This is a genomic window from Dactylosporangium sp. NPDC049525 (assembly GCF_040676755.1).
Lineage (GTDB): Bacteria > Actinomycetota > Actinomycetes > Mycobacteriales > Micromonosporaceae > Dactylosporangium.
In genome coordinates this window covers 1-18,146 of sequence record NZ_JBFAPO010000044.1, presented here as the reverse complement: position 1 = coordinate 18,146, position 18,146 = coordinate 1, and the positions used below count along the sequence as shown (strand labels likewise).

The window sequence follows — 18,146 nt, the reverse complement described above, 5'->3', positions numbered from 1 at the left end:
GGTGGACAGGACACCCACGACCTCTGTGAGAGGTGAGCCACGATGACGACCTGCCTGGTCGACCCGGTCCTGTGCATGGCCCTGTTCGTCTCCGACACCCCCAACCACGCCGACCTCGACGACGCGACCGTTCGCGACACCGTCGACCGGACCCTCGATCAGCTCGGCGCGGACGAGTGCTACGCCCGCGCCGCCGAGGTCTTCGGCGACCGCCCCGAGGTCGCGCTCGACCGCATCCAGTGGGCCCGCACCTTGTGCACCCGTGCCCTCGCCGCCGTCTGACGTCCCCGGCATTAGTTCGTGGCCGGCGACTGGCCGTCCTGCGGGGCACCGCCCTGCTGGCCGCCGTTCGCCTGGCTGAGCGTCGAGTCGGTGATCGTGGTGGCAGTCGCGGCATCGCCGCTGAGCGTGCCGACCACGGTCACGGTGTCGCCGACCTTGACGTCGCCGATCGCGCCGTTGCCGACCGTGGTCGACGACGTGACCGCGAACGTCGTCCCGTGCCCGTCCGCGCTCTTCGCCGTGATCGACGTGGCACTCACCGCGGAGACCGTGCCGGTCTGCAGGCGCCGCGTGACGTATCCGCCGCTGCCGTCCGAGGCGACGAAGTCCCCGTACATCACTCCGGCCAGCCCGCTGGCGCCGCGGCCCATGCCGCCCGTACCGCCGCCGCCCATGCCGCCCGGAGCACCCTGGCCGCCGCCCTGAACCCCCTGGGCACCCTGCGCCCCCTGCGCGCCGGTCTGCTGGCTTGTCGACGCGCCACCGCTGCTGGACGCCCGGATCACCGCGAAACCACCACCGCCGATGACCAGCGCCGCGACGGCGCCGACGATGGCGGTCCTGAACCTCGACGACCTGGCCGGCGCGGCCGCGGCGCCCGCCACCGGCACGGCCGCGGCGCCTGCCACCGGCTCGGCCCCGGCCACTCGGGTCCGTCAGGTGCGGCACCGGCGTGCCGTTGACGGCGATCGGCTCGGCCCAGACGGGGATGGTCTGCTCGGTGTCGTTCATCCTGTCGCTCCCGCGCTCGGTCGGCCCGCTCCGGGAGGGCCGCTGGCCGCAACTCTCGCGGCCGCCCCTGGCAGCCGGGTCCGGCGATGGTGGCAGCAGCCTGTGAAATGCGGAAAGGCCACCCGTGGCGGCGGGTGGCCTTTCCGAGTCCTCTGTTCCTAGAAGTTGCCTGCCGAGTTGCACTTGTAGCCCTGGTCGAGGCAGTCACGGACCCGGCGGGCCAGTTCCTCGGGCTCCCACGCGTTGAAGAAGTCCGCGTGCATCGAGTACCCGTTGCCGGAGGAGAGCGTGATCCCGGTCGTGTTCGTGTTCAGCGGGTACGCGATCACGAACGACACCGAGGGGATCGGCACCGGGTGCGACTTCGGGCAGGCGCCGGTGTAGTCACCGTTGGCCATGTGCGACTTGTGGTCGGGGCTGTCCAGGTGCACGCCGTCCCAGCAGTCGGGGAACGTGATCTGGCGGACCAGCTCGGCCGTCGGGGCGCAGACCGGGTACTCCCCGTCCGGAGTGCGGCCGGTCGAGCCGCCGATGCCCGCGCACCAGAAGTGGTTGCCCTGCTTGTCGGGCGTGTCCGTCTGGGTCTTCGCGTCACCGCTGATCATGCGCAGGCCGAGCGGGAACGGCTGGGTCTTGCTCGGATCCTTCAGGCGCGAACCGTAGTAGACGGTCACCGCGCCCTTCGGGTCGACGACCTTGCCGTTCTGGTACAGCGTGGGAATCCAGTACGCCGAGTGGTCACCGGCCGGGTTGCAGGTCGTGGCGCCGGCGAACAGGCTGTCGGTGGTCGAGGCGGCACTGGTGGTCTTGTTGCCGAAGAACGTGTGGTTGTGCGCGGCGCCGGTCAGGCCGGGGAAGACGATCGGGTCGTCGTTGTTGTGGTGGCTCACCGTGCACTGCGCGTTGAACTCGGGGACCTTCACCGGGTTGTTCGTGATCGGCTTGGGCTTGCGGGCGAAGAACGCCGCGGTGTCGGCGGCCTGCTTCGCCGGGTCGACGGTCGGCCAGCCGGTCTGCGGGGGCGGCGGGGCGCTCGTCGGCGCGCCGGTCGGCGGCTTGGTGGTGGTGCCGCCGGTCGGGGAGCCGGGGACGGTCGCCGTCGGGGTCCGCTTGAACTGCAGCCAGTTGATGTTGATGAAGTCGCTCGCCTGGTCGCTCTTGAGCACGACGAAGACGGTCTGCGGGCCGGTCAGCGCGGTCGGGCTGACGGCGGTCTTGGTCGTCCACGTCTGCCAGCCGCCGGTGTAGTTCACCGGGTAGCTGGCGAGCAGTTCGCCGGTCTGGGAGCCGGCGTGCAGCTCGACGGTGCCGCCGGCGCGGCTGGCCGCGGCGACCCGGACGCTGGCGGTCAGCGGGCCGGTGCTGCCGAGGTCGATGGCGTCGTAGCGCATCCAGTCACCGTTGGCGAGCCAGCCGACGTTCTTGCCGCCGCCGGTGTCGCCGGTGTTCTCGGTCTTCGCGCCGGACTGCCCGCTCCACGCCTCGGCCTGGACGAGGCCGGCGGTGTCGGACTGTTCGGCGCCTGCGCTGGTGGTGACGATGACGGTGGTGGCCACCGCGCCGACGACCGGCACGGCGAGCAGGGCGAGCAAGGTACGTCGTCTGGTCTGCCGCTGGGTCGGCATGAGCCCTCCGGGAACGGGTCTGGTTGGGGCGAGCAACGCGACCGTAGACAGCTGGAGAGCGCTCTCTCAAGCGTTCCGGGGAGATCTAAGTCGAACGTAAAGGTGGCCTAAAGCTGAGTTACCACGCGCAGTGACTGCGTCACCGTCTCCGCCATCGCGGCCCTGGCGACCTTCAGGTATCGGCGCGGGTCGACCACCGCCGGATCGTCGAGGGCCGCGCGGATCGCGCCGGTGAACGCGACGTTCAGCGCCGTGCCGATATTGATCTTCACCAGCCCGCCCCGGACCGCCGCCCGGAGCTCGTCGTCCGGCAGGCCCGACGAGCCGTGCAGCACCAGCGGCACCGGCACCGTGGCGCGCAGCCGCGCGATGAGCGCGTGGTCCAGCGCCGCCGTCCGGGTCGTCATCGCGTGGCTCGACCCGACCGCGACCGCGAGTGCGTCGACGCCGGTGGCCGCCACGTACGCCGCCGCCTCCGCCGGGTCGGTCCGCGCTCCCGGGGCGTGCGCGCCGTCCTTGCCGCCGACCTCGCCGAGCTCGCTCTCCACCCAGAGCCCGGCCGCGCGCCCCCGCAGGACCGCCTTCCTGGTCGCCGCCACGTTCGTGGCGTAGGGCAGTTTCGACGCGTCGTACATCGCCGACCCGAACCCGTGCGCCGCGGCCAGGTCGAACAGCTCGTCGCTCTCCACGTGGTCCAGGTGCAGCCCAACCCGCACGCTCGACAGCTCCGCCACCCGGCGCGCCGCCGCTGCGATCGGCCCGAGCCGCCCGCCGTGGAACTTCACCGCGTTCTCGCTGATCTGCAGCACCACCGCGCAGCCCGCGGCCTCCGCCCCGGCGACGATCGCCTCGGCGTGCTCGACGGTGATGACGTTGAACGCGCCGACACCGACGCCCGCCGCCCGTGCGGCCTCGACGATCTCACCCGTGGGGCTGAACATTGACCCGGTCCCTCGTCGCTCGGTAGTGGTTGATGTCGATCTCTCCGGCGACCGGTGTGCTGGCCGCCGCCGCGCCCAGCGCCACCGCGTCCGCGAGCAGCTCCGGCCACGGCGTGCCGTCCCGCAGGCCGCGGGCGAGCGCCGCCGCGCACGCGTCGCCGGCGCCGGTCGGATTGCCGGTCACCACCTCCGGCGGCGCCGCCCGCCACGACCCCTGCGGCGTCCGCGCGATCAGCCCCTCCGGCCCGTGCGACTCGACGACCGCGTTTCGCGCCGGGCCCATCGCGGGCAGCTCGTCGGCGTTGGGCTTGACGACGTCCGGCCCGGCGGCCGCACCCAGCCGCAGTGCCTCGCCGCTGGTGTCGAGCACGCTGCGGCAGCGGTACTGGTGTGCCAGCCGGACCAGCTCCGCGTACGCGTCCACCGGAAGCCCCTGTGGCAGCGAGCCGGACAGCACGACCACGGCGGCGTCCCTGACGAGGGTCACGTAGTGCGCCTGGAACGCGGCCCACTCCTCGGCGGTGACGACCGGCCCCGGCTCCCACAGGCCCGTCGCGTCGACCCGGTCGACGATCGTCACGGTCCGCCTGGTCTCCCCGCCGATGGTCGTGAAGCTGTGCGGCACGGCCGCCATCGCGCGGACGGCCGCGCCGGTCGCCCCGCCGAGCAGTCCGGTGGCCAGGACCGGCTCCCCGAGCGCGTGCAGCACCGCGGCGACGTTGAGCCCCTTGCCGCCGGCCCGCTGCGCCACCCGCGCGACGCGGTGCGTGGCGTGCGGCACCAGCGCGTCGACGGTGTACGTCAGGTCCAGCGCGGGGTTCAACGTCACCGTGACGATCATGAACGGGCCAGGATCACGGAACGGGTCAGCAGCCTGGGCCGGTCCGGGTCGAGCCCCTTGTGCTCCGCGAGCGCGACGGCGAACCGCTGCGCCAGCACCAGCTGCGCCAGGGGGTCCAGGCCGTTGCGCACCGGCGCCGCACCGGCACCGCGGATCGTCTCGTCGAGCGACGCCGGCACCGCGCCGAACGCCCAGACCAGGCTGCGCGCCCCGGCCACGGCGACCGGTCCGTGCCGGTAGTCCATCGCCGGATACGACTCCGACCACGCCTGCGCCGCCTCGCGGACCTTCAGCGCCGCCTCGTGCGCCAGCCCCACCGTCCAGCCGGTGCCGAGGAAGACCAGGTGCTCCGTGGTGGCCGGGTCGCCCGGCAGGTCCGCGGCCAGGGCCGCCTCGCCGTCGGCGATCAGGTGCGCCAGGTCCTCCCCGTACGCGTGCCGGGCCACCGCCAGCAGCGTGGTCGGGAACCTCGTCTGCACGACGCTGCGCTCGTCCGCGAAGTCCAGCAGGATCCGCTCGTCGACGAGCCCGTCGACCGGCTCGCCGGCCACGGCGGTCACCGCCACCCGGTGGGTCTCCTCCGGCACCTGCCGCAGCGCCTCGAGCACCTCGGTCGACGTGCCGGACCTGGTGATCGCGATGACCCGGTCATACCGGCGGCGCGGCACGAACTCCGAGGCGCACGCGGCGTCGGTCTCGCCGAACCCGGCCGACTCGCGCAGCTCGGCCAGGCTCTGCGCCATGAACCACGACGTGCCGCAGCCGAGCACCAGCACCCGCTCCCCGGGCGCCACCAGGGCGGTGCCGTCCACGGTGCGTGCCCGCGTCCACGTCTCGGGCTGGCTGGCGATCTCGTCCGCAGTGTCCGTCATGCCCACCAGCGTTGCGTGTTCATGCGCGCCTCACAAGCTTTCCTGCACAAGTGGACATTGTCGACTGCACGTTTCGTGCAGAGTTCGGCTTGTGGTTCGCTCGCCGGTCGGAGCGTGCCGCGGTCAGATGACGAGGCGGACGGGCCAGGTGGTGGGGTCGAGGGCGGACGAGGCGATCCGCAGGCCCTCGGCGATCACGATCAGCGTCGGGCTCCCGTATGTGCCCGTGCCGGCAAGATGGATCCGCAGGCCGTTGGCGTCGGGGAACTCGACACTCGGGCGGAATTGGTCGTCGGTGAACACCCGGGCGGGGCGTCCGCCGAGCGTCAAGGTGCCGGGCGAGGGCGACGGGTTCCGGCGCGTCACCATGATCTGCGCCTGGTCACTGTTGTTCTCGCCGACCCACACGGTCGAGTTCAGCAGGCGCCCGGGCAGGTCGCCGCCGGCGAGGGTGACCTCGCAGCCGAGCAGTCCCGCGCCCGCCGGCAGGTTGCTGAGCTGGATCGGGGTCGTGCAGCGCACGGTGGTGTCCAGCCGGAGACGGGACTTGATCTGGCCGGCGTCGGCGGCGGCGTCGAGGGCGTTCCGGCTGAACACCTCCGCCCAGAGACCCGGGGCGGGCTGCCAGCGTTCGTGGTGGATGTTGCCGTCGCCCTGCTTCGACAGCTCGAAGTCGAGCGTGTCGGCGGCCTTCGCCAGGAACACCTGGTAGGCGGCGTCGCCCCGCCTGAACGAGATCGTCTCGAGCCCGGCGGTGGAACGCCATGTGGTGTACGGGGAGTCGACGGCCCACTCGTCGACCGTGAAGTGCAGCAGCGACGGGTCGGTGCCGACCTTCGACGGGTCGGCCGGGACGCCGGCGGCGGGCAGCGGGGGCACGGACCACCCGTCGGGTGGCGGGTACTGGATCCAGTCCCGGTCCGGTGACGCGGGAGCGGAGGCCGAGCCGCCGGGCAGCGGCACGACGGGGGAGCGGTGCACGGAGAGGGCGCCGGCGGTGACGACCGCGACGACGGCGACCGCGGCGGCGCAGCGCACCGCGTACGTCCTGGCCCGCAGGCGCCGGCCGCGGCGGGTGGCGGAGACCGCGAGGACGCCGGTGTCCACGACGCCGCCGGCGTGCTCGCCGAACGCGGTCGCCAGGTCCTGCTCGAGCTGGTCGTTCATAGCGAGCTCCTCGGTGCGTCAACGGGGTTGGGCCGGTGGCGGGCGCGCAGCGTGTTCAGGCCCCGCAGTGCGGTGGTCCGGACGGTGATGGTCGAGCAGCCGAGGATCTCGGCTATCTGGCCGTCGTCGAGGTCCTCGTAGTAGCGCAGGACCAGCACCGCCCGCTGGCGGACGGGTAGGGCGAGGACCATCCGCCACAGTTCGTCGCGGGCGGCGACCTCCGTGCCGATGTCGGCACCGACCAGGCCCGGGGTTGGTTCGGCGACGGTGATCTCGCCACTGGAGCGGCGCCGCCACCACGAGGTGTTGGCGTTGACGAGCATCCGGCGCACGTAGACGTCCGGGCGTTCCGCCGCCGCGACCCGGCGCCACTGCACGAACGCCTTCGCCAGGACCTCCTGGACCAGGTCGTCGGCCCGGTGCTCGTCGCCGGTGAGCAGCCGGGCGAAGCGCACCAGGGCGGCGCCTCTGCTGTGCACGAACTCCTCGAATGTCACGTCCAACAGACGCTCCCACCGCCGCCGGATGTTCTGCGTGTCGCCGGACTTCCTCAGCGGCGCGCGTGGCGGAGCCGCACCGCCCCGAACGCCGCCCCGAACAGCGCCACCGCCACCGCCGCCACCAGCGGCGCCGGCGGGCCCGCCGGGTGGCCGTGCACGCGCAGCGCCCCCATGAAGTCCAGCGCCGCGACGTCGTTGATCACCAGGTACCAGAGGATCGTGTACACCGCCTGGAAGGTGCGGGGTACGCCGGTGAGCGTGCCGAGCGCCAGGGCGAGGGCCGGGATGAACAGCGCGCCGGCGGTCCAGGCGGCGAGGCCGGGCAGGTCGGCGGCGGCCAGCATCCTGACGGCCGGCGGCGCGCCGGTGGTGGCGGCGAGCAGGACACCGGCGGCCCACTCGGCCAGCAGGCGCCGGCGCGGCGCGGGGTACGCCGCCAGGATCGCGCCCGCCTCGCGGCGGGTGCCCAGGCGGGACCAGAGCAGTACCGGCCAGATCCAGACGATCGCGAGCACCGGTCCCGGTGGCGCGGCGAGCCCCGCGAGGGCCAGCAGCGCCGCGCCCGCCCACCACCACCAGGGTGCGCCGCTCACCAGGATCCGGACCTCGGCGGCGAGCAGCCGGCCGGTCGCGGATCCGGCGACCGCGGCCGTCGGCGGGAGTCCCTTGTAGACGGTGTACGGCTCGGGCAGCGACCGGGCCGCGGCGGAGCGGGCGGCGACGTCGAAGCGGTGGAACCACAGCGCCGGCAGCAGCGCGACGGCCACCGCGAGCAGCGTCACCGCGACCCGTCCCGCGACGAACCCGGCATCCAGCGGCAGCCCGGACCACTCGAATGTCCGCAGTGGACGGTCGACGTACATGAGGCCCAGCCCGAACGTGTCGGCCGTCGCCGGCATCGTCCCGGCCAGCTGGGCGACGCCGATGCCACCCAGCGGTGCCGACGCTGACTGGCCGCCGATCGCGCCGGCCATCCACACGAAGCACCACAGGATGTTGCCGAACCCGGAGCGCAGCACCGGCGTCGTCTCGAACAGCAGCGCCGCGGCGGCGGTCACGGCCAGCATCGGCAGCGCCAGGAACACGAACGGCGCCAGCAGCCCGGCCGGGTCGACGGTGCGGGACTCGCCCCGCAGTAACTGCAGCACCAGCGCGGTCACCGCCATCGTCCCTGCCATCGAGCCGAGGGTGAGGAGGTTGCTGGCGAACTTGCCGGCCAGGTACACCGGCGTGCGCAGCGGGCTCGCCGCGAGCAGCTGGCCGACGCCGGTGCGCACGTCGCGGGCGACGGCGTCGCGCACCAGGTAGAAACCGACGAACGTGAGCCACAGCGCGCTGGTCAGCGCCGTCACCAGGCCCACGTAGGCGCTGGTGTAGAGACCGCGGGAGCCGCCGGCGTCGAGCACCACCCACCGCGCGTCGGTGGGCGGCACCGCCAGCCAGCCCAGGCCGACCGCCGAGATCAGCATCACCAGGTACGCGGGCCGGCGCACCCGCTCCCGGAAGTCCGCGACCGCCAGGCCCCAGAGCGCGCTCATCGGGTGGCCCGGGAGCTGTGGACGACGGCCAGGTAAGCGTCCTCCAGATCCGGTGGGACCGGGGTCGCGTCCGGCGCCGGCCGGTGCGTGGCGAGGACCCGCACCCGGACGTGCTCGGCGGTGCGCACCAGGCGGGTCACGGGCAGGCGCTGCTGGACGCCGGTCAGCTCGGCCGGCGGCACCGCCAGCTCCCAGACGTGCCCGGCGATGCTGCGCTGGAGCTCGACGGGTTCGCCGTCGAAGCGGATCCGGCCGCCGGTGACGACGACGATCCGGGTCGCGACCGACTCGACGTCGGAGACGATGTGCGTGGACAGCAGCACCGACCGGTCCGCGGACAGGTCGCTCAGCAGGTTGCGGAACCGGACCCGTTCCTCCGGGTCGAGACCCGCCGTCGGCTCGTCCACGACGATGATCCTCGGGTCGGCGAGCAGCGCCTGCGCGATCCCGATCCGCCGCAGCATGCCACCGGAGTACCCGCCGAGCGGGCGCTTCGCGGCGTGCGTGAGGTTGACCAGTTCGAGCAGCTCGCCGACGCGGGCCCGGGCGGAGCGTCCCGCCAGCCCGCGGACGGCGGCCAGGTAGGTGAGGAACTCGTGCCCGGTGAGGTGCGGGTACACGCCGAAGTCCTGCGGCAGGTAGCCGAGCGCCCGGCGCAGCGGGCCGGGCCGGGCCACCGCGTCGCCGCCGTCGAAGCGCACCTGCCCGCCCGTCGGCCGGGTGACCGTCGCCGCGATGCGCAGCAGCGAGGATTTCCCGGCCCCGTTCGGCCCCAGCAGGCCGACGAGCCCCGGCCCGAGCCGCAGCGTCAGCCCGTCGACGGCGCGCTTGCGGCCCTTGTAGACCTTCGTGATGTCGATCAGTTCCAGCATCCACCGAGCGTCTCCGCCGGCGGCGCCGCGCACATCTGCCGAACGGCAGATCCGGTGCCCCCCACGACCGGCGCGGATGTCGTAGCCTGTTGCCGCTTCCACGGGAGGAAAGACCATGTCCATTTCGGCTCAGCAGCAACAGCAGGCTGCCCAGCTCACGCCTTGCCGCTTCTGCAACAACGTCCCCACCGCGCAGACCAAGTTCCGCGGCCACCGGGGCATGATCATCATGATGCAGTTCCGCCACGTCGACGGCCCGTTCTGCCGGGACTGCGGCATGGCCACGTTCCGCGAGATGACCTCCAAGACCCTCATCCAGGGTTGGTATGGCTACGCGTCGTTCGTGATCACGCCGTTCATCGTGCTGTGGAACATCATCAACCGGGGCAAGGTCGCCAGCCTCGCCCCGCCGCAGCCGTCCCCCTACGGCGGCGCCCGCCAGCCGATGGACCCGGGCAAGCGGCTGCTCGCCCGCCCCATCAGCATCATCGGGCTGTTCATGCCGTTCATCCTGATCATCGCGTTGATCGTCATCATCGTCGCAACCAGCGACTCCTGACCCGGTCAGCCGGCTGGTAGGTGGCAGGTCACCTGCCAGCCGGCCCCGCGCGGGCCGGCGTGGAGGTCGCCGCCGAGTGCGGTGACCCGCTCGTCCAGGCCGGCGAGGCCGGTGCCGCCGCCGGTTCTCGTTGTTTCGCTCGCTTTGCTTGCTTCGCTCGCTTTGCTTGGGTCGGTTGTGGTGCTTCCGTCGTTGGCGACGGTCAGTTCCATCCGGCCGGCCTTGGCGGTCACGGCGACCGTCACGGTGGTCGCGGCCGGGGCGTGGCGGCGGACGTTGGTCAGGGCCTCGATCACCACGTGGTAGGCGGCCTTCGACGCGTCCGGCGACAGGTCCGGCACGACCGGCATCGACAGCGTGGCCGCGGTCGGGCCGGTCGCGGAGAAGCGGCGCACCACGTCCGGCAGGTCCGCGACGCCGTGGACGCGCTGCGAGACCGGACCGCGCAGCGTGCCGACCATCCGGTCCATGGCGTCCAGGGCCCGCAGGCCCGCGGCCTCGATCTCCGGCAGCGCCGCAGCCTGCGCGGCGATCACGATGCCGGTGACCTCGTGCGCGACCAGGTCATGCAGGTCACGGGCCAGGTCGAGGCGGTGCGCCCGGCGGGCCTGCTCCTCCGCGAGCCGCCGCCGGTGGTCACCGAGCCGCAGGTACAGCCCGGCGCCGGCCGCGCACACCGTCGCGGTGAACGCGGCCGCGACGAGCAGCACCGACGCCTCGACCCGGTCGCCGGGCACATGCAGGGACATCCGCAGCGGCAGCGCCGTGGCGGCGAGGGCGACGACGACCACGGCGCGGGCCGGCGCGCGGCGGGCGAGCGACACCAGCAGGACGGTCAGCGCCGCGAACTCGACCGGCGCCCACAGCGCGGCGGGCTGCGGCGGCCCCTGATACAGCCCGTCGGCCAGCAGGGACAGCGCGGCGGCGGCGATCGCCGGGCGGGGCGAGCGAGCCAGCGCCGCGACCGCCACGGCGGCGACCGCGGCGACGGCCGGGACGATCCCGGCAGGGCCGGTCAGCGGCAGCGCGCACAGCCCCAGCAGCCCGACCGGCACCACCAGCAGGAGCAGCGTCAGCAGCTTCGGCCGCGTCACGGTGCCACGGTGCCCGTGTCCCAGGCCCACACGGCGATGCCGACACGGTTGCGGACGCCGAGCTTGCGCTGGATCGCGGCCACGTGCGTCTTCACCGTGCCGGCCGAGATGAACAGCTCGGCGCCGATCTCCGCGTTGGTCCGGCCGGCGCCGACGTGCGCGGCCACCTCCAGCTCCCGCTCGGTGAGCGCCTCGACCGGTGCGGGCCGGGCCGGCCGGGGACCGGTGACATGCTTCAGCAACCGCACCGTGATCGACGGGCTGATCAGGCTGTCACCGGCGTACGCCGCGCGGACCGCCTCGACCAGCAACGCCGGGCCGGACCGCTTGAGCAGGAAGCCGGAGGCACCGTCGCGCAGCGCCGGGTACACGTACTCGTCCAGGTCGAACGTGGTGACCACGACGACCCTGGTCGGGCCGCCGGCGAGGTGCCGGGTGACGGTGAGGCCGTCCATGCGCGGCATGCGGATGTCCAGGAGCGCGACGTCCGGCGCGAGCTCCCGGGCGAGCCGCAGCGCCTCGACCCCGTCGGCGGCCTCGGCGACCACGTCGACGTCAGGCTCGGCGGTGAGGATCCGGCGCAGCCCGTCCCGGACCATCGGCTGGTCGTCGGCGATGAGCACGCGGATCGTCACACCGCAGAAGCCTAGGCGAGCTGCGCGGCCCCGAACGACACGGAGAAGCGCTTGCACCAGATCGTCACCGAGCGCAGGCCGGCGAGGTCGGCCGAGGCGGGAATCGGGTACACCTGGTCACCCTTGTTGCCCTTGAGCCGGCCGAGCTCGACGTACCGGCCGTCGTCGAAGACCTGCCATCCGGCCTTGCCGGTGACGACCGCCTGGTCGGTGAGCCACACCCGCAGGTCCGGCCCGTCGGACGTGTCCAGCCCCTCGATCTCCAGCCGATGCGTGCCGTCGGCCAGCCGCACCACCCGCACGCTGCCGGACGTGTCGTGCTCATGCGCCACGAACGCCCCCCGCGCCACGACGACTGCCGTGGCAGCCGGCCCGGTCACGGAGCTGGCAGCGGGGCCGGCGGTGGGGCCGGCGGTGGGTGCGTCCGTCGCGGTGAGCGCCTCGCGCACGGTGGTGTCGGTGAACAGCCGCCACGGCGCGAACCAGTACAGCCCGACCCCTGCCCCTACGGCGAGCACGGCAACCAGCACCCACGTCAACGGTCTGCGCGTCATGTCTCCGAGTGAACCGGCCGTCGATGATCGGCACCAGACGATGCGCGCTTACCGGGTCCTTACGGCTGCCGGCACCTCACTCCAGGGGGTGACTGCGAATTCAGGAGTGCAGGATACCGGCGGCCGCGGCGGCGGTGTGCCAGCGGCTGACGAAGGTGCCGAAGATCTGGCCGTACAGGTCGTCGTCGGACAGCAGGTCGATGTCGTCGATGGGGAGGAAACCGGCGTTGTCGACCACGCCGCCGCGGACGTTGTCCAAGCGGGCGAGGACGCCGTAGTCGGCGACGCCGAGGCCGAGGAACATCCAGTACACCGGGCGGTTGCTCGAACGGACCAGCAGCTCGGTGATCTGCTTCTCGGCGTGGACGCCGCCGTCGGACCAGAACAGCACCAGCGTCGGGTGCGGGGACGGCTCGGCCGTGCTCCAGTCCAGGATCTCCTTCATGACGCGGGGCTCGAAGTTGCCGCCCTCGGCGCGCTTCTTGTCGGCGGCCTGGCGCTCCAGGTAGTCGGGCGCGGTGGTGGTGCGCACCGGCGCGGACCGGACCGGGAAGTCGCCGAAGAACCACACCTCCATCTCGCCGTTGTCGTCGAGGAGGTCGGCGATCGCGACCATCCGCTCCAGCGAGCGCTGCATGACGCCGCTGCGGAAGAGCTTTTTCGTCGAGCCGCTGCAGTCGATCGCGAGCACCACCCGGAACGTGCGCCCGTCCAGGCCGCTCTTGACCAGCGACACCGCGACGGCGTACTTGCGCAGGTCGACGCTCGACGCACCGGCGGCGGGCTTCGCGAGGCTGATCTGCTTCGCCTTGGTCAATGTGACGGCGGGCTGTGCCACCGGTACCGCAACTGCCGCCGCTGCCGGTGCCGGCTCGTCGTCGACCGTGAGGCCGACGTCGGTGATGAGTCCGCGCAGGCCGTCGGTGAAGCCGTCGCCGACGCAGCGCACCTTGATCGCGTCGCGGTGCCGGTAGACGTCGCCGACGATGAGTGCGTCCTGGACGTCGGGGGTGCCGAGGTCGAGCGCGTACAGCTCGCCGTCCGCACCGTGTACCGCCGCGCGCAGCCCCGCCACAGCGGCGAACGTGCCATCCGCGACGGTCAACCCGATCCGGACCCGGGCGGTCGTGCTCGCCCAGCCGCCGGGCGTGACCTCGAGGCGGTGCCGGGTGACGCCGCCGGCGGTCTCGGGCGGCGACCACCGGACGCCGGCCCCCGCGGGCTGGTTGTAGAAGACCATCGCATGGTCCCCGGGCGCCCGGCCGGCCTCGTCGAGCTGGAACGCCACGAGGTCCACCTCGGGCCCGGCCGCATGACTGACCACGACGGTGTAGGACGACGCCACCGGCAGCGCGGTGTTCTGCCCACGGGCCAGGATCGCAACGGTCACAGCGAAGATTGCACCACAGCCCGTCCAACCTTCCCGGGCGGCTCATGCCGGTCGGGTGTGGTGTACGCCGGTCGGCCGCGCGGATGGTGGATGCGTAAGCGCACGGGTCGCGACGCGGCTCGTGACGGATCTGCTGATCAAGGGAGTACCCGTGACCAGTTCCACCGCTGAACGTGCCCGTTCCGAATCCGGCGAGCGGGAAGGGGATGAGGGTTCGCTGCATCCGCTGCTGCTGGCCGCGCTGATGTCCCGCCGCGAAGAGCGCGGTGACGCGCTGTTCGAACACCCGTTGCTGCTCGCCGCGTTGGCCCGCCGCCGTCGCGACGACGACAGCGAGAGCAGCATCATGGAGAACCCGCTGCTGCTCGCCGCGTTGGCCCGCCGCCGTCGCGACGACGACAGCGAGAGCAGCATCATGGAGAACCCGCTGCTGCTCGCCGCGCTGGCCCGCCGCCGCCGCGACGACGACAGCGAGAGCAGCATGATCGAGCACCCGCTGCTCCTCGCCGCGCTGGCCCGCCGCCGCCGCGACGACGACAGCGAGGGCGGCATCATGGAGCACCCGCTGATGCTCATGGCTCTCGCGAGCCGCAAGCGGCGGGGCAAGAACATCGTCGAGAACCCCCTGCTGCTGGCCGCGCTGATGGCACGCAACTGAGCAGGGGCGCCCGCCCATCGTGATCCCGTCCTCCGGCTGTTCGCGGCCGGGGGACGCGGGACGTTTGCCCACCCGAAGGAGGGAGGCACCCATCGTGGCGGCTGATTCGCCAGTACCCAACGATCCGGACCAATCACATCAGCATGTCGAGGCACTGATCGACGAGCTGATCCTGGAGATCCTTGACAGCGCCGAGCAGGGACAGCCGTCGAAGGTCGCGGCCGGTCGAGGTCGTTCCCCGCTGCCCGGCGGCCTGCTCGAGGGCGTCCGCTCCGCCATGTCGCGGGTCGGTCCCCGCAGTTCGACGCTGGAGCGGGTACTCATCGCCGAGGCCCTCGCCGGAGTGCTCGCCGACGCGCTCGCGCCGGCCCTGGCGGAGGCGCTCACGCCCAGGATCATGAAGGTCCTGGAGGGCGACGAGGAGCCGGCGGGCAACACCGCACCGCCGGCGAAGGCCACGGCCAGCAGGTCCCATGCCCGCAAATCCGAGTCGAAATGACGCGGGGATGACAGGAAGCGACGGCGGCGCCCTGTGCGCCGCCGTCGCTCGCGCCCTCTTCTTTGCGGCTTTTCTTATGTGGCGGTGGCCGCGTCGCGGCGCATGATGATCGCGATCGCGATCTCCACACACCCGATCACCAGGGCGCTGATCCCGGTCAGCAGCACCATCGCGGTGAGCGACGCGCCCGGCCACACGACGAACACAATGCCGGCGACCAGCGACGCGACGCCCATGGTCGTCAGCCACAGCCGGGACCGGCCGTGCGTCATCAGCCCGATACCGATCTCCGACAGGCCGGTCAGCAGCCAGGCCAGCCCGACGATCAACGCGAGGACCACCACACCGTTGGCCACGTTGCGCAGGCACGCCACGCCACCGACGATCAACGCGGCGCCCACCACCCCGGTCAGGATGCGCCGTCCCAGCCCGTGATGTTCGGCAAGGGCCGACGCCACCCGCATCACCCCGGCGACGATCAGCCAGACGCCGACCAGCGCGCCGAGGACCCGCAACGTCTCACCCGGCCAGGCCAGCACCACGATCCCGAACAACGCGGTGACCAACCCCAACGTCAAGGTCTGCCAGAACGGCACGGCAACCGCCGCGGAGGACCCATGTGCCACGCCACGCCGTGGGGCGTCGCCGTGTCTCGCTGAAAACGTCGCCATGTTTCCCTCCATCGCTCGTTTCCACCCACGTTTCACCCGCCACCACGACCCGCCATCGCCCAACGCGGGGGAGAATCCGCGCTCCCGCCTCAGCCGATCAGGACGGTGACCACGCACATGCAGCACCCGCTCGGGCACCGGCTCAGGGTGACCGGCCCCACCGAGGAAGGCACGGCGGCGGGCGTCTACGGCGTCATCATCGGCGCGGCCGTGATGGCCTCGTCCCACGCGACGTCGGCCGGCGCGGTGATCGTGGCCGTCCTGGTCACCCTGGTCATCTACTGGAGCGCCGAGCGGTACGCCCGCCTCGTGGCCCAACGCATCCACGAGGGCCGGCGGTTGACCGCGCACGAGGTCCGGTCACAGCTGAGCGGCGGCTGGGAGATCGTGACGGCCTCCGCCGTGCCGGTGACAGTCCTGGCCGCGCTGAACCTCGTGGGCGTCGCGCTCCGCACCACGGTGCTCTCGGCCCTCGTCTGCAGTGCGTTGTTGTTGTGCCTGGCGGGCTGGGAGATGGGCCGCCACGGTCAGCTCACCCGGATCGAACGTCTGGTGTCGGCAGCGGTCGCCGGCGCGTTCGGCGTCGTGATGATCCTGCTCAAGGTCACGCTGCACTGAGCCGGTGCCCGTGGCACGCTGCGGCGCGGCGGCGGCGTGACGCTGCTGCGGCGCTGCACGGCGCTGCACGGCGCTGCACGGCGCTGCGGCGGCGCTGCGGCGGCGCTGCGGCGGCGGTGGTCAGAGCCAGGTGGTGCCCAGCCAGACTGCCACGGCGGCGGCGACGAGGAGGCCGATGTTGAGTCCGATCAGCCTGCCTTCGCCCCGGGACAGGTGTACGGCGATGCCACCGACCTGGATCAGCACCAGCCCTGCCGCCGCGGCTACCGCGAGCCACGGGGCGATCCCGGTCGCCGGCGGCAGGATCAGCCCGACCGCCCCGAGGACCTCCAGCACCCCGATCGTCTTGACCAACGGCATCGGCACGCGGTCGACCCAGCCCATCATCGGCAGGAGCTGCTGCTGATTCTGCGCGACCTTCTTCCCTCCCGCGTACAGGTAGAACACCGCAAGCAGCCCGCCGACGATCCAGTACCCGATCTCCATGAGAAGCCCCTCACCAGGATGGTTACCACTCGTAAGTAGCCACATGATGCGTCACTATCGGGAGGCATACAAAAGGCACACGCGTGTGCGTGAGGCACAAGGGGTTGTCATGTCGCACTACGAGCACACCTGCATGATCCGCGGAGACGGCGGCCAGACCATCCGGGCGATCCTCGACCAGATCTGCAACAAGTGGACGCTGCTGATCGTCGCCACCCTCGACCAGGGCACGCTGCGCTTCACCGACCTGCACCAGCAGATCCCGGGCATCTCCCAACGCATGCTGACCTTGACCCTGCGCAACCTGGAGCGCGACGGCCTGGTCGCCAGGAAGGTGCACGCCGAGGTGCCGCCACGGGTCGAGTACACGCTGACCGCCACCGGCAAGAGCCTGATCCCACCCGCACTGGCCCTTGCCGGCTGGGCGATCGAACACGCCCCACACATCGAGGCCAGCCGCGCCGCGTATCAGACCCGGACGGCCTGATCCAGCAGCTCAGTGCCGGTCGTACTCGTCCTTGCGCCGCCACCAGATGCCGGTCTCGTTGCGGCCGAGGGGCGCCCGGTCCAGCCACGGGTGCATGCCCCAGATGGCATCCACACCGCGCTCGTATGTGGAATAGGTGTGGTAGACAACGCCGTCGTCGAGCACGAACGCGCTCAGCCCGGGCCCCTGCTGCCGGTACGTCGACCAGTCGGTGCCAACCCCCGCCGCGAGGCCGATGAGATCCGGGTGCATCTCACCGGACGCCGGCGGTCGCACGTCCATTTGCCGGAAGTTGTACTCCACGCTGCCGGACCGCCACTCGTCGGCGGAGTGGGTCACGCGGAAGTCGTAGTTGAAGTCGCTCCCGGCCGAGGACGCCCACGGGAACGTCCAGCCGGCCCGCTGCTTGTACGCCTGCAGCTTCGGCAGCGGCGCCTGCGACACGGCGTGCAGGGTGACGTCGTGGTTGGCGAGGTGGACGACGGAGCCGTTGAAGCCGTCCGCGATCGCCGAACAGGACGGGCAGCCGGCGGTGTAGTCGGGCCCGAACATGAAGTGGTAAACGAGCAGCTGCGAGTTGCCACGGAACAGGTCGGCAAGCGTCGCCGGCCCGTCGTCGGTGTCGAAGCGGTACTCCTTCTCGACACGAACCCAGGGCAACGCCTGACGTTGCCGAGCCACCTCGTCGCTGCGCCGCGTGAGCTCCTTCTCAGCCTCGAGCAGCTCCAGCCGTGCCGCGAGCCACTCCTCACGCGTACCGACCTTGTGATCCATCATGATTGCTCTCCCTTCCATCGCAACTCAACGGTTGCACATCGCCTCGCGAATAGCAACCAAAAGGTTGCGTCAGTCTTGAGTGCGATCCACTTGTCGCCGCCTCGTGGTGCCGCTGCTCCGCGACGCCGGCCACACCGTGCGAGTGCTCAGCCGCCGCGGCGGTGCCCCCACTGACGGCGCCGATCACGTCACCGGCGACCTGATGCCCCCGGCAGGGCATGTCAAAGAACTGCGCCAACCGGAACCAGGGTCGGGGGGGGGGGGGCGGGGTCGCGGGGGCCGCAGCCCCCGAGTGCCCCACCCAAGATTGACGCGCCACGCCCCAGTGCCCCCGGCACGGCGCCACGG

At 72.3% G+C, this 18,146-nt stretch carries 22 protein-coding genes; 6 read left to right on the top strand and 16 right to left on the bottom strand.

Annotation, left to right across the window (positions count from 1 at the left end; all coding sequences use genetic code 11):
- Nucleotides 1–42: 42 nt before the first annotated feature.
- On the top strand, nucleotides 43–282 hold the full coding sequence (locus tag AB0K00_RS41030) for a hypothetical protein (RefSeq protein ID WP_363532720.1): 240 nt from the start codon (nucleotides 43–45) through the stop codon (nucleotides 280–282).
- An 11-nt stretch (nucleotides 283–293) separates the two neighbouring features.
- On the opposite strand, the gene AB0K00_RS41025 is transcribed toward AB0K00_RS41030, so the two are convergent.
- From AB0K00_RS41025 to AB0K00_RS40985, 9 genes are all read right to left on the bottom strand, one after another.
- Nucleotides 294–929, bottom strand: coding sequence for a hypothetical protein (locus AB0K00_RS41025; protein WP_363532717.1), 636 nt, complete (start codon nucleotides 927–929; stop codon nucleotides 294–296).
- Between the two features lie 243 nt (nucleotides 930–1,172).
- Nucleotides 1,173–2,639: a DUF1996 domain-containing protein gene (locus AB0K00_RS41020; protein WP_363532715.1), complete on the bottom strand. Its 1,467-nt coding sequence runs from the start codon at nucleotides 2,637–2,639 to the stop codon at nucleotides 1,173–1,175.
- A 107-nt stretch (nucleotides 2,640–2,746) separates the two neighbouring features.
- Nucleotides 2,747–3,580, bottom strand: coding sequence for a class II fructose-bisphosphate aldolase (locus AB0K00_RS41015; RefSeq protein ID WP_363532712.1), 834 nt, complete (start codon nucleotides 3,578–3,580; stop codon nucleotides 2,747–2,749).
- On the bottom strand, nucleotides 3,561–4,409 hold the full coding sequence (locus tag AB0K00_RS41010; protein ID WP_363532710.1) for a PfkB family carbohydrate kinase: 849 nt from the start codon (nucleotides 4,407–4,409) through the stop codon (nucleotides 3,561–3,563). The genes AB0K00_RS41015 and AB0K00_RS41010 overlap by 20 nt, the downstream gene beginning before the upstream one ends.
- An 8-nt stretch (nucleotides 4,410–4,417) precedes the next feature.
- On the bottom strand, nucleotides 4,418–5,293 hold the full coding sequence (locus AB0K00_RS41005; RefSeq protein ID WP_363532707.1) for a sugar isomerase: 876 nt from the start codon (nucleotides 5,291–5,293) through the stop codon (nucleotides 4,418–4,420).
- A 123-nt stretch (nucleotides 5,294–5,416) separates the two neighbouring features.
- Nucleotides 5,417–6,460 carry a hypothetical protein gene (locus AB0K00_RS41000; RefSeq protein WP_363532704.1) on the bottom strand — a complete coding sequence of 348 codons (1,044 nt, stop codon included), beginning with the start codon at nucleotides 6,458–6,460 and terminating at the stop codon, nucleotides 5,417–5,419.
- Nucleotides 6,457–6,957 (bottom strand): SigE family RNA polymerase sigma factor, encoded by a 501-nt coding sequence (locus AB0K00_RS40995; protein WP_363532931.1) that lies wholly within the window; start codon nucleotides 6,955–6,957, stop codon nucleotides 6,457–6,459. Before AB0K00_RS40995 ends, AB0K00_RS41000 begins: the two co-directional genes overlap by 4 nt.
- 53 nt (nucleotides 6,958–7,010) lie before the next feature.
- Entirely contained in the window at nucleotides 7,011–8,498 is a 1,488-nt protein-coding gene (locus AB0K00_RS40990) for a hypothetical protein (protein WP_363532701.1), read from the bottom strand.
- Nucleotides 8,495–9,370, bottom strand: coding sequence for an ABC transporter ATP-binding protein (locus AB0K00_RS40985; protein ID WP_363532698.1), 876 nt, complete (start codon nucleotides 9,368–9,370; stop codon nucleotides 8,495–8,497). The genes AB0K00_RS40990 and AB0K00_RS40985 overlap by 4 nt, the downstream gene beginning before the upstream one ends.
- 115 nt (nucleotides 9,371–9,485) lie before the next feature.
- Here AB0K00_RS40985 and AB0K00_RS40980 point away from each other — a divergent pair, with 115 nt between their 5' ends.
- Nucleotides 9,486–9,929 carry a hypothetical protein gene (locus AB0K00_RS40980; RefSeq protein WP_363532695.1) on the top strand — a complete coding sequence of 148 codons (444 nt, stop codon included), beginning with the start codon at nucleotides 9,486–9,488 and terminating at the stop codon, nucleotides 9,927–9,929.
- Nucleotides 9,930–9,934: 5 nt separating this feature from the next.
- Here the strand turns inward: AB0K00_RS40980 and AB0K00_RS40975 are convergent, their stop codons facing one another.
- The 4 genes from AB0K00_RS40975 to AB0K00_RS40960 form a co-directional block, all read right to left on the bottom strand.
- Nucleotides 9,935–11,023, bottom strand: a complete 1,089-nt coding sequence (locus AB0K00_RS40975) for an ATP-binding protein (RefSeq protein ID WP_363532692.1) — start codon at nucleotides 11,021–11,023, stop codon at nucleotides 9,935–9,937.
- Nucleotides 11,020–11,658 carry a response regulator transcription factor gene (locus AB0K00_RS40970; protein ID WP_363532689.1) on the bottom strand — a complete coding sequence of 213 codons (639 nt, stop codon included), beginning with the start codon at nucleotides 11,656–11,658 and terminating at the stop codon, nucleotides 11,020–11,022. The genes AB0K00_RS40975 and AB0K00_RS40970 overlap by 4 nt, the downstream gene beginning before the upstream one ends.
- A gap of 11 nt (nucleotides 11,659–11,669) precedes the next feature.
- Nucleotides 11,670–12,212 carry a DM13 domain-containing protein gene (locus tag AB0K00_RS40965; RefSeq protein ID WP_363532686.1) on the bottom strand — a complete coding sequence of 181 codons (543 nt, stop codon included), beginning with the start codon at nucleotides 12,210–12,212 and terminating at the stop codon, nucleotides 11,670–11,672.
- A gap of 100 nt (nucleotides 12,213–12,312) precedes the next feature.
- A complete protein-coding gene (locus tag AB0K00_RS40960; protein WP_363532683.1) occupies nucleotides 12,313–13,602 on the bottom strand; it encodes a VWA domain-containing protein in 1,290 nt (429 codons plus the stop codon).
- A 151-nt stretch (nucleotides 13,603–13,753) separates the two neighbouring features.
- Here AB0K00_RS40960 and AB0K00_RS40955 point away from each other — a divergent pair, with 151 nt between their 5' ends.
- Both AB0K00_RS40955 and AB0K00_RS40950 read left to right on the top strand, forming a co-directional pair.
- Nucleotides 13,754–14,260, top strand: a complete 507-nt coding sequence (locus AB0K00_RS40955; protein WP_363532680.1) for a hypothetical protein — start codon at nucleotides 13,754–13,756, stop codon at nucleotides 14,258–14,260.
- A 94-nt stretch (nucleotides 14,261–14,354) separates the two neighbouring features.
- Nucleotides 14,355–14,759, top strand: coding sequence for a hypothetical protein (locus AB0K00_RS40950; protein WP_363532677.1), 405 nt, complete (start codon nucleotides 14,355–14,357; stop codon nucleotides 14,757–14,759).
- Nucleotides 14,760–14,833: 74 nt separating this feature from the next.
- On the opposite strand, the gene AB0K00_RS40945 is transcribed toward AB0K00_RS40950, so the two are convergent.
- Complete coding sequence (locus tag AB0K00_RS40945) at nucleotides 14,834–15,568, bottom strand: DUF308 domain-containing protein (protein WP_363532674.1); 735 nt, start codon at nucleotides 15,566–15,568, stop codon at nucleotides 14,834–14,836.
- Here AB0K00_RS40945 and AB0K00_RS40940 point away from each other — a divergent pair.
- On the top strand, nucleotides 15,548–16,048 hold the full coding sequence (locus AB0K00_RS40940) for a hypothetical protein (protein WP_363532672.1): 501 nt from the start codon (nucleotides 15,548–15,550) through the stop codon (nucleotides 16,046–16,048). The two genes, AB0K00_RS40945 and AB0K00_RS40940, sit on opposite strands and share 21 nt — an antisense overlap.
- Before the next feature lie 120 nt (nucleotides 16,049–16,168).
- Here the strand turns inward: AB0K00_RS40940 and AB0K00_RS40935 are convergent, their stop codons facing one another.
- A complete protein-coding gene (locus AB0K00_RS40935) occupies nucleotides 16,169–16,534 on the bottom strand; it encodes a DoxX family protein (RefSeq protein ID WP_363532669.1) in 366 nt (121 codons plus the stop codon).
- Nucleotides 16,535–16,643: 109 nt separating this feature from the next.
- On the opposite strand from AB0K00_RS40935, the gene AB0K00_RS40930 reads away from it, so the two are divergent.
- Nucleotides 16,644–17,021: a helix-turn-helix domain-containing protein gene (locus AB0K00_RS40930; protein WP_363532666.1), complete on the top strand. Its 378-nt coding sequence runs from the start codon at nucleotides 16,644–16,646 to the stop codon at nucleotides 17,019–17,021.
- Between the two features lie 9 nt (nucleotides 17,022–17,030).
- Here the strand turns inward: AB0K00_RS40930 and AB0K00_RS40925 are convergent, their stop codons facing one another.
- Complete coding sequence (locus tag AB0K00_RS40925; RefSeq protein ID WP_363532663.1) at nucleotides 17,031–17,798, bottom strand: DUF899 family protein; 768 nt, start codon at nucleotides 17,796–17,798, stop codon at nucleotides 17,031–17,033.
- Nucleotides 17,799–18,146 lie beyond the last annotated feature (348 nt).

What these genes read in the sequence shown, in the direction of transcription:
- AB0K00_RS41030 (WP_363532720.1), top strand. Translation starts at nt 43, where the DNA reads ATGACGACCTGCCTGGTCGACCCGGTCCTGTGCATGGCCCTGTTCGTC.
- AB0K00_RS41020 (WP_363532715.1), bottom strand. Translation starts at nt 2,639, where the DNA reads ATGCCGACCCAGCGGCAGACCAGACGACGTACCTTGCTCGCCCTGCTC.
- AB0K00_RS41015 (WP_363532712.1), bottom strand. Translation starts at nt 3,580, where the DNA reads ATGTTCAGCCCCACGGGTGAGATCGTCGAGGCCGCACGGGCGGCGGGC.
- AB0K00_RS41005 (WP_363532707.1), bottom strand. Translation starts at nt 5,293, where the DNA reads ATGACGGACACTGCGGACGAGATCGCCAGCCAGCCCGAGACGTGGACG.
- AB0K00_RS41000 (WP_363532704.1), bottom strand. Translation starts at nt 6,460, where the DNA reads ATGAACGACCAGCTCGAGCAGGACCTGGCGACCGCGTTCGGCGAGCAC.
- AB0K00_RS40990 (WP_363532701.1), bottom strand. Translation starts at nt 8,498, where the DNA reads ATGAGCGCGCTCTGGGGCCTGGCGGTCGCGGACTTCCGGGAGCGGGTG.
- AB0K00_RS40985 (WP_363532698.1), bottom strand. Translation starts at nt 9,370, where the DNA reads ATGCTGGAACTGATCGACATCACGAAGGTCTACAAGGGCCGCAAGCGC.
- AB0K00_RS40980 (WP_363532695.1), top strand. Translation starts at nt 9,486, where the DNA reads ATGTCCATTTCGGCTCAGCAGCAACAGCAGGCTGCCCAGCTCACGCCT.
- AB0K00_RS40965 (WP_363532686.1), bottom strand. Translation starts at nt 12,212, where the DNA reads ATGACGCGCAGACCGTTGACGTGGGTGCTGGTTGCCGTGCTCGCCGTA.
- AB0K00_RS40940 (WP_363532672.1), top strand. Translation starts at nt 15,548, where the DNA reads ATGCAGCACCCGCTCGGGCACCGGCTCAGGGTGACCGGCCCCACCGAG.
- AB0K00_RS40935 (WP_363532669.1), bottom strand. Translation starts at nt 16,534, where the DNA reads ATGGAGATCGGGTACTGGATCGTCGGCGGGCTGCTTGCGGTGTTCTAC.
- AB0K00_RS40930 (WP_363532666.1), top strand. Translation starts at nt 16,644, where the DNA reads ATGTCGCACTACGAGCACACCTGCATGATCCGCGGAGACGGCGGCCAG.
- AB0K00_RS40925 (WP_363532663.1), bottom strand. Translation starts at nt 17,798, where the DNA reads ATGATGGATCACAAGGTCGGTACGCGTGAGGAGTGGCTCGCGGCACGG.